Here is a 7,480-nt window from a genome sequence, read left to right on the forward strand (position 1 = left end):
GTGACGTCGCGCACGGCGACGTCACCCCCCTGGCTGGACTGCCGACTGTGGCGCACGTGGACGGTCATGCCTGTCGGTGCGGCCTCCAGGTCCTCGATGCGCAGGGCGATCAGCTCGGCGGAGCGCAGGCCGGTGGTGAAGGTCAGCAGGATGAGGGCGCGGTCGCGCATCTCGGCGAGGGCCTGCCCGTGGGTGGGGGAGGCGTCCATGGCGGCGAGGATGCGCTCGACCTGGGAGACGCCCAGCGCGGGCGTGCTGCGGGGTCGGGGCGGAGCAGCGTGGCGCAGCCCGGCCAGGACCTCCTGGACGGCGGGGTCGGTGGTGGGGTCGGGGTGCCCGGTGTGCCGGTGCACCCAGCGGATCGAGGAGAGCCAACGGGTGATCGTCGTGGGGGACACCGCCCGCGCCGCTCCGGCCTCATCGTCGCTGGCGACCGCGGGGTCGGCGGCCTGTTCGAGGTAGCGGGCCAGGTCCTGCGGTCGCGCGGGCAGCGCCGGCACCTGGTGCTGGATCGCCCAGCGCGCCCAGCGGGTGAAGTCGGAGTGGTAGGCGCGCCAGGTGTTCGCCGAGGTGGCCTGCTCCCGCAACTGCCGGACGCGCTCGTCGAGCGCGGCGAGCTGCGCGTCCTGGTCCACGCCGGACGCTCGACGGGTAGGGCTCATGGGCAGGCAGAGCTCATGGGCAGACAGGGTCCTCGTCGCTCGTGGGGGGCGGCTCAGCGCGGCTCGTGCCCCGCATCTAGACCTGCATCTAGACCTGCATCGTCGCCGGTGTCGCGGCGGGCGAGGTCGGCGGGCACCTCGTAGGTGCCGGTGGGGAAGTCGGTGCGCAGCGCGATGACGGGCTCGATGAGTTCCTCTCCGTCGGCCAGCTCGGCGGTGGCGTGCCCGGCAGAGAGCACCACGTGGCGGTGCAGGTCAATGCTGCCGGGGTCGAGGGCGACGTCGGCGAGCAGCGGCATGTCGTCGGGCAGGCCGACCGTGGCCCGGCGCAGGTCCCCCAGCGTCATCGGGCGGGCGGTGTGCTCGACGAGCGTCGTCGCTGGCCCTGCGCTGGGCGTCGGCGCACCGCGAACTCCTGCATGGGCGTCGCTGCAGGAGTGGGTATCGAGGTTGGAGTGGGTGCTGAGCAGCTGCTCGTCGTGGTCGTGAGCGCTGATGCGGGCGTCCAAGAGCTGCTCGAGGGCGCTGAGGACGTCCTCGCCGTGGGCGCCGGAGGAGCGGTGGGACTCGTGCTCGTGGCTCATCGCTGGCTCTCCGGGGTCGTGGTGGTCGGCTTCGGGCGGCGGGTGGACAGGGGAGCAGGTACCCGGTGCGGGGTGCGGCTCGCGCCGGGGGCGGCGAGCACGCGCAGGCGCTGCAGAGCGGCGCGGCAGTCGCCGATCGCGCGGTGGGTGCCGCGCAGGGCGTGCCAGCGCTGGCTCATCCGGAAAGCTGCGTCGGTGCGCATCAGGCACCGCCACGCCGGCGGCAGACCGGTGACGGGGTCGAGATGGCCCCGTGGGGCGTCGGTGGACAGCTCGCTGGGCCAGGGCAGGCCAGCGTCGGTGGCGGCCTGGGTGAGCACCTGCGCGTCGTAGGTGGCGTTCCAGGCCAGCACCTGCCGCCCGGCCAGGGCGGTGAGGAGTTGCGGCCATACCTCGGCCAGGTCGGGGGCGCCGGCCACGTCGGCGTCGCTGATGCCGTGCACGACCTGGGCTGCCGCGGCGATGGGGCTGTGGGGGTTGACCAGGGTGTTCAGCAGCACCTTCCCGGTGGCGGCGTCCAGCACGGCCAGCTCGACGAGGGCGCCGTGCAGGTCGGTGGTCTCGGTGTCCAGGAGCACCGCACCGCGCCGCACCATCGGCGTGCCGCCGTCCTTGCTGTCACCGCCAGCGGGCTGAATGAGGCTGCGCGCCCAGTGGTGTGCTTGCATACGGGCGGCCAACTGCTGGTGCGCTTCCCGCAGCCGCCAGGCAATCGCGCGGACGATGGCGGGCAGGGCCTCGTCGTCGACGACGCGGGTGTAGTAGCTCTCGTTGCAGGCGCAGTCCGGTGCACCGCGGCGCAGGATCTCGTGGGTGGCCTCGGCGGCCGGGTGGTCCAGCGTCAGGCGTGGGGGCTCGCCGGCGGCGCACAGGACGTCCTTGGTGTGCACGTCCAGGTGGCTGGTGCGCTCCAGCGCTTCGCGCAACCGCAGCAGGCCGTACTGCCTTCCCGCGGCCCCCTCGTCGCCGTCTTCAAGCGCTCGGACGAGTAGTTCGGCGTACAGGGTTTCATCCTCGTCGTGACCGGCGCCCCAGGTCTGCTCTTCGCTGTTGAGCTGCAGCAGCATTCGCCCGCTACCGGCATGACGCCCCAGGATGCTGATACCTGTGGCGGCGGAACCCTCGTCCGCGTGCCGGTGGGCGGGAGTGCTGGCAACGGCGAACGTGCTCATCGAGCGGTCCTCCCCACGGGAACGGTCGGCCGCGCACGCACCCGCAGGAATCGTTGACGATGGTTCGGATGCTGCGTCCTCCTACAGTAACAGGATCAGCTGACTTATCACTTGTTAGACCAGTGGGTGTCGCACCCATCACTGCTGCTCGCCGGGTCCTCGCCAGCAATCGAGGATCCTCAACGGAATCGACGAGGCGAGCTGCCGGAGACAGAACCTCTCAGCTCTCCCGAGTGGCGATGACCTCGACATCACCCTCGTCAGAGACGACGTAGACGTCGATGTCCAGTCGGGCCCGCACGCTCTCCGGCACTCGCAGAGCGTGAGCGCGAGCGGTGTGAGGCACCACGATCCCGTACCGCACCTGCCGTCCAGCAGTATGCGCTGCGGCACCGCCGGCCGGGTTTCCGGGAACTTCGCCGGTGGCGTCACCGCCAGTGCTGCTGCTGGTGTGGTCGCAGGCGTTGCGGTCGCTGGTGCCGTGCTGTACGCCAGCGCGTGAAAGCATCCGGCGCAACAGTTGCCCGTACATCGTGTCGACGTCCAGGCCGGGAGCCGCGGTGCGCCCCTTGGCCTCTGCGTACAAGACCTGCCCTTCCCGGGTGGCGACCACGTCGCAGAAGTCGACTTCTGTGCGCACCTGCCAGCCGCCCTGGCACAGCCAGGTACTGAACTGCGCGACCACCCGCGCTTCGTCGCCCCTCATCGCTGAGCCCGACGCGCGGCCGAGGAACGCATCAGGTACCCCAGCGCGCGTCCCATCGTGCGCGGCTTCAGGTGCTGCATCTCAGTCCTCCACCAACGTCGAGACGGCTCCGCCGGGCACCAGGATCCACCCCTCCCGCCGGGCTCTGGCCGTCTCCTGCCCGCCCGGCGGCTCACAGCGTCCCAGTGCAGCAGCCCGCGCGGTCAGGGCAGCGACGACGGCGTCGAGCGCATCGTCGGAGTTTTCGCACAACGCAGCGTTCGCGCCGAGGTCCAGCCACGGCACCTGGCGGCGCAAGGCAACCACCAGCTCCCGACGCGCCTGCCGGTTGCCCTCCCGCTTGTACTGGCGGTGCGGCAGACCCCACTGCTTCAGCGAGGCCGCCGGGTACACCTCGGCGACCACGCCGGCGCCGGAGCGGTCCACCGGCCTGCCCGCGGCCGCCAGCCGCTCGAGGATGAGCGCCGCACGCATCGCCGTCAACCCGATGCGGTCAGCGGCCACACTCAGCGGCGCGTACCCGGCCCGGCGCAGCACCCGGTCGGTCTGCCGGTAGGCCAGCCGCCGGCGCAGCTCATCACCGCTCTCCCCACCGGTCAGCGGGAGGCGGCCGGCGGCGTGCGCGCCGATGAAGGCCAAGAAGTCATCGGGCCAGCCCAGCGGGCAGTCGATGCCCACCTTGTCGGCCTCCTGCGCCACCTCGACGATGTCCTCATCGCTGACGCCCAGCCGCAGCTGGATCAGCTGCGCATGCCCCGGTCGCCACTGGATGACCGCCAGACCCGTCTTGGCCGGCTGGGTGGCCAGGTCGACACCCGCGGTGATCATCACCTCAGGCTAGGGCCAAGGCCCTTGCTCGCACGAGGTGAGGTGAAGTGAGCGGGTCGGGCGGCCGTGGCCGGTGCTGGCTGCTCACGGCGTCCCCAGACCGGCGCGGCGCAGACGGGCTCGCGCGTTGCGAGCAGCGCGCCAGTCGCTGCTGGTGCCACCAACCGCGATGGGCGGCAGGCCCGGGTCAGCGGGGTAAACCAGGCACCCGTGCTTGGTGTCCACCACGCGCCACCCGGCGCGCCGGGCAGCGCTGAGCAGCGGCCGGTGCTCACGCCGGTGCTTCACCGCCGCTGCCCCGGCACGGGCATGCCCAGCGCCTGCAGCAGCTGCTCGCGCAGCATGCCCCGCTCGTGCCGGCTGCTGCCGGTCAAGGACGCGGTGAACGCCGTGCGCCCCGGCGACCGCCCTGGCGACCGCCCTGAGACTCACCCAGGACGAGGTGAGGGCTCGACGCGCAGGTGCTGCCATCGCGAGGGCTGCGCAAATAGGCGATCATCTGCTCGCGGGGGTGGTGCACCACCCGCAGGGTGTGCCAGCGCACGGCGAAGACCCCGCCGCGCGGGCAGTAGCGCAGGAACTCGCGCGCGCACTCGTCGAGCACCTCGTGCGTGCCGGACAGGTCCGGGCCGGGGGCCGAGCGCACGCGGTCCGGGCCCAGCCAGGCGCGCACCTGCTGGTCGGCGGTGCTGGTGAACAGGCACCCGTGCTCGCGGTGCAGCCGGCTCAGCTGGCCAGGCGTGGCGCTCACGTGCGGCAAGGGGCGGTGCTGGGGCTGCGGCTGGTACATCGGATTTCCTCCTCGGAGGGTGGGTGGTGCCGGCTCGAGTGGTGGCAGTGCGGCTGTGTGGTGCACCGGTGCGCGCTGGTCGCGGGCGACCTGTGCGACTTGGCTCGTGCGAGCCGGCTGCGAAAGGCGAAGAGGGCACCACCAGGTGCTGGTGGTGCCCTCTTTGTCGTGCCCTGCAGTGACCTAGGACGTAGCGCTGACCAGGCGTACCGGCTGAACGGGTGAGCCTGAAGCAGCCCGGCGGTGCGCGGCGGGCGCCTGAGCAGCCGTTGCCCAGCTGGAGACGATCGACCTCGAGCCCCACCGGCTGGGGCGTTCAGCTCGGTGAGCGTCGGAGCGGGCAGCGAGCGCTCGCGCGATCGGGAAAGAGCGCATGCCTGATCGCGCCGACGCCGCCCTGGAGACTTTACGGGCAGGAGCGACGCTGAACGTTCCGTCGCCTGGGTGGTCCTGCACCGGCGGGACAGGCGCGTGCTGGTGGAGCGGGAATGGCGAGCGGCGCCGCTCCTCGCGGGTGCGGGGCCGGCGCCTCAACGCTGCCAGTGCCGCCCCGATCTGTAGATGCCAACGAAGACGTACAACTCCCCGAACGCTTCACCCGTGTGGGGCAGCCGGGCCCTTGAGTTCACTCGTCGGGAGCAAGCCGCGGACCCAGGGCGTGCTGGTGCTCACCTGTCGAGGGAGTGAGCGGCGTCGGCGATGGTGATGACGAGGGACAGGCAGGGGAGTCTCCGGCCCGCGAGCTCAGGTAAGGGCCGGGTCCACTCAGCTCAAGGCTGGTGCCTTGAAGATCTGCCGCTGGTGCCAGCGCAGGTGCTCCGCCGCCGGCGGCACCCGCCCGGGCCGATCCATCGCCAGCGGGCGCTGATGCAGCTCGTAGACGCTGCGCGCAGCGTCGGAGCGAGCGGTGAAGGCGGCCGAGACCTGCACCCGCAGCTGAGTCGTCAGGCCCAGCACGCCGCGATCGAAGAGTTTGTGGTGCAGGCTGCACAGCGCAAGGCCGTTGTCGGCCTCGTCCGGGCCGGAGAACTGAAACCAGCGCACGTGCGCTGCCTCCAGGCCGACGGGGGCGTGCAGCAGCTGCCCGTCGAAGCCGCAGAAGGCGCACAAGCGGTCCCACGCGGTCAGCACCTCCCGGCGCCAGGCGGCGCTGCGCTTGCGCTCGGTGGGGGAGCGGCGCGCGTCGTCGGACAGCACCCCTGCCGCAGCAGAGGTGCCAACGCTGGTACCGGTGGCAGGGGTGCTGTCCGTGCCGCTGCGCTCATCGAGTTGCGGCAGCTGCAGGGTGTCCGCGTCCAGGCCGATGGCGGCCAGGACGTCGGGAGCGACAGTGGGCGCGAAGTTGGTGCCGGCCAGCTCGTGCACGGCTTGCAGGGCCACGTGCGGGTGCGCCAGCAGCCACGCCTGCAGCGTGGGCTCGAGCTGGCCGACGACGGCGTGCTCCTCCAGCGGCTTGACGCGGTCCATGGGCACATCGGGGGTGAGGGTCCACAAGCCGTCCGAGCGCAGCCGGGTGAAGGGGTAGGCCGCCGCCTGCACAGGGGAGGTTTTGCTGGTGGGGCCGAACTCGGTGATCAGGGCGGCCAGCTCCCGGCGGGCTTCCAGCCAGGTGATGGCGCTGCTGCCGGTGCTCAGCAGCCGGGCCAGGGCGAGCATGAGCAGCAGCGGCTTGTGCGGGGCGCGCAGGCTGCCTTGCTGGTACTGGCGCAGCGTCAGCAGCCGGACCAGCGCCGCTGGGTGCCCCGGCCCTGGTACGGAGGGCCCTGGCGCGGAGGGTCCGGTGGGTGGCTGCGGGCTCATTCGCACACCGTGCCGTCGTGGTCGCCGTCGCGGTAGAAGGCGTACTCGGGGTCCTGTCCCTGGACGTAGGGGCCGTAGCCGGCGGCGTTGGCGGCCTTGCAGGTGCCGAAGTCCGGGTCCGTTCCCGTGCTGACCGCGGGTGCCGGCCCAGCGGGTGCAGGCTCGGCCGGGGCCGGGATTGCTGGTGCCGCGGGAGCCGGTACCGGTGCGGCGACACCCTCGCCGTTGACCGACGCAGCCGACCCGGCCGGACCCGTCGTCCCGGCGGTGGAGGCCAGGCTGGTGGGGACCGGCTGGTCCGGGCAGGAGGCCAGCACCCCAGCGATGGCGTCGCGCTCGGCGGCGGTCACCCACAGCCCCCAGGTGGCCTTGATCGCCACCTGCCGGGCCACGTAGGTGCAGCGGTAGGAGCGGTTGGGTGGCAGCCAGGTGGCCGCGTCCCCGTCGCCCTTCTGCCCGTTCAGCGGCCCGTCGACGGCCAGCAGCTCCAGGCCGTCGTTGGCGAAGGCGACGCGCTTGGCCTCATCCCAGCCCTGGGCGCCCTTCTGCCAGGCGTCAGAGAGGGCTACGACGTGGTCGATCTGCACCGCGGAGGAGGTGTCCTCACCCCGGGTGAAGGTGATGTTCTTGCCGCTGTAGGGGTCGGCGAGGATGCCGGTGGCGACGACGCAGTCGCGGGTGCCGGGCTTGAAGCTCTCACCGGTGAGGTCGCGGGCGAGGATGTCGTTGCGGGAGTCGCAGCCGTTGCGGTCGACATCGACCCAGCCGTCGCCGAACTGCTCGCGGCTGTAGCCGGTCTTGGGTGCCCGGCCCTTGACCTCCAGGGTGCCCAGGACCGCCAGGGCGGTCTGGGCCTGCGCGCCGCCGGGCGGTGCGCCCGCAGGTGCGCCGGCTGCGGGTGCGCTGGGTGGGATACCGGGTGGTGCGCTGGGTGGGGT

Annotated in this window: 8 protein-coding genes; all 8 read right to left on the bottom strand. The window is 72.3% G+C overall.

Features of this window, described 5'->3' with window-relative positions; translation table 11 throughout:
- Positions 1 to 635: tyrosine-type recombinase/integrase (locus GTR00_RS10200; protein ID WP_166611517.1), on the bottom strand; the 635-nt coding region annotated here is incomplete at its 3' end.
- An 80-nt stretch (positions 636 to 715) separates the two neighbouring features.
- Positions 716 to 1,246: a DUF6225 family protein gene (locus GTR00_RS10205; protein WP_166611518.1), complete on the bottom strand. Its 531-nt coding sequence runs from the start codon at positions 1,244 to 1,246 to the stop codon at positions 716 to 718.
- Positions 1,243 to 2,418, bottom strand: a complete 1,176-nt coding sequence (locus GTR00_RS22955; RefSeq protein ID WP_205705487.1) for a 3'-5' exonuclease — start codon at positions 2,416 to 2,418, stop codon at positions 1,243 to 1,245. Before GTR00_RS22955 ends, GTR00_RS10205 begins: the two co-directional genes overlap by 4 nt.
- A gap of 220 nt (positions 2,419 to 2,638) precedes the next feature.
- Entirely contained in the window at positions 2,639 to 3,103 is a 465-nt protein-coding gene (locus GTR00_RS10215; RefSeq protein ID WP_166611519.1) for a hypothetical protein, read from the bottom strand.
- Between the two features lie 102 nt (positions 3,104 to 3,205).
- Entirely contained in the window at positions 3,206 to 3,952 is a 747-nt protein-coding gene (locus GTR00_RS10220) for a DUF429 domain-containing protein (RefSeq protein ID WP_166611520.1), read from the bottom strand.
- Between the two features lie 370 nt (positions 3,953 to 4,322).
- The gene (locus GTR00_RS10230; protein WP_166611522.1) at positions 4,323 to 4,703 is read right to left on the bottom strand and encodes a hypothetical protein; all 381 of its coding nucleotides are present in this window, start codon (positions 4,701 to 4,703) and stop codon (positions 4,323 to 4,325) included.
- An 804-nt stretch (positions 4,704 to 5,507) separates the two neighbouring features.
- Positions 5,508 to 6,542 (bottom strand): phosphorothioated DNA-binding restriction endonuclease, encoded by a 1,035-nt coding sequence (locus GTR00_RS10235; RefSeq protein WP_205705488.1) that lies wholly within the window; start codon positions 6,540 to 6,542, stop codon positions 5,508 to 5,510.
- A partial coding sequence (locus GTR00_RS10240) for a GmrSD restriction endonuclease domain-containing protein (RefSeq protein WP_205705489.1) occupies positions 6,539 to 7,480 on the bottom strand: 942 nt, incomplete at its 5' end. The genes GTR00_RS10240 and GTR00_RS10235, both read right to left, overlap by 4 nt.

It is taken from the genome of Kineococcus indalonis, from assembly GCF_009906395.1.
In the GTDB taxonomy this organism is placed as follows: domain Bacteria; phylum Actinomycetota; class Actinomycetes; order Actinomycetales; family Kineococcaceae; genus Kineococcus; species Kineococcus indalonis.

Coding starts and splice junctions, on each gene's coding strand:
- GTR00_RS10205 (WP_166611518.1), bottom strand. CDS start 1,246: ATGAGCCACGAGCACGAGTCCCACCGCTCCTCCGGCGCCCACGGCGAG.
- GTR00_RS22955 (WP_205705487.1), bottom strand. CDS start 2,418: ATGAGCACGTTCGCCGTTGCCAGCACTCCCGCCCACCGGCACGCGGAC.
- GTR00_RS10220 (WP_166611520.1), bottom strand. CDS start 3,952: ATGATCACCGCGGGTGTCGACCTGGCCACCCAGCCGGCCAAGACGGGT.
- GTR00_RS10235 (WP_205705488.1), bottom strand. CDS start 6,542: ATGAGCCCGCAGCCACCCACCGGACCCTCCGCGCCAGGGCCCTCCGTA.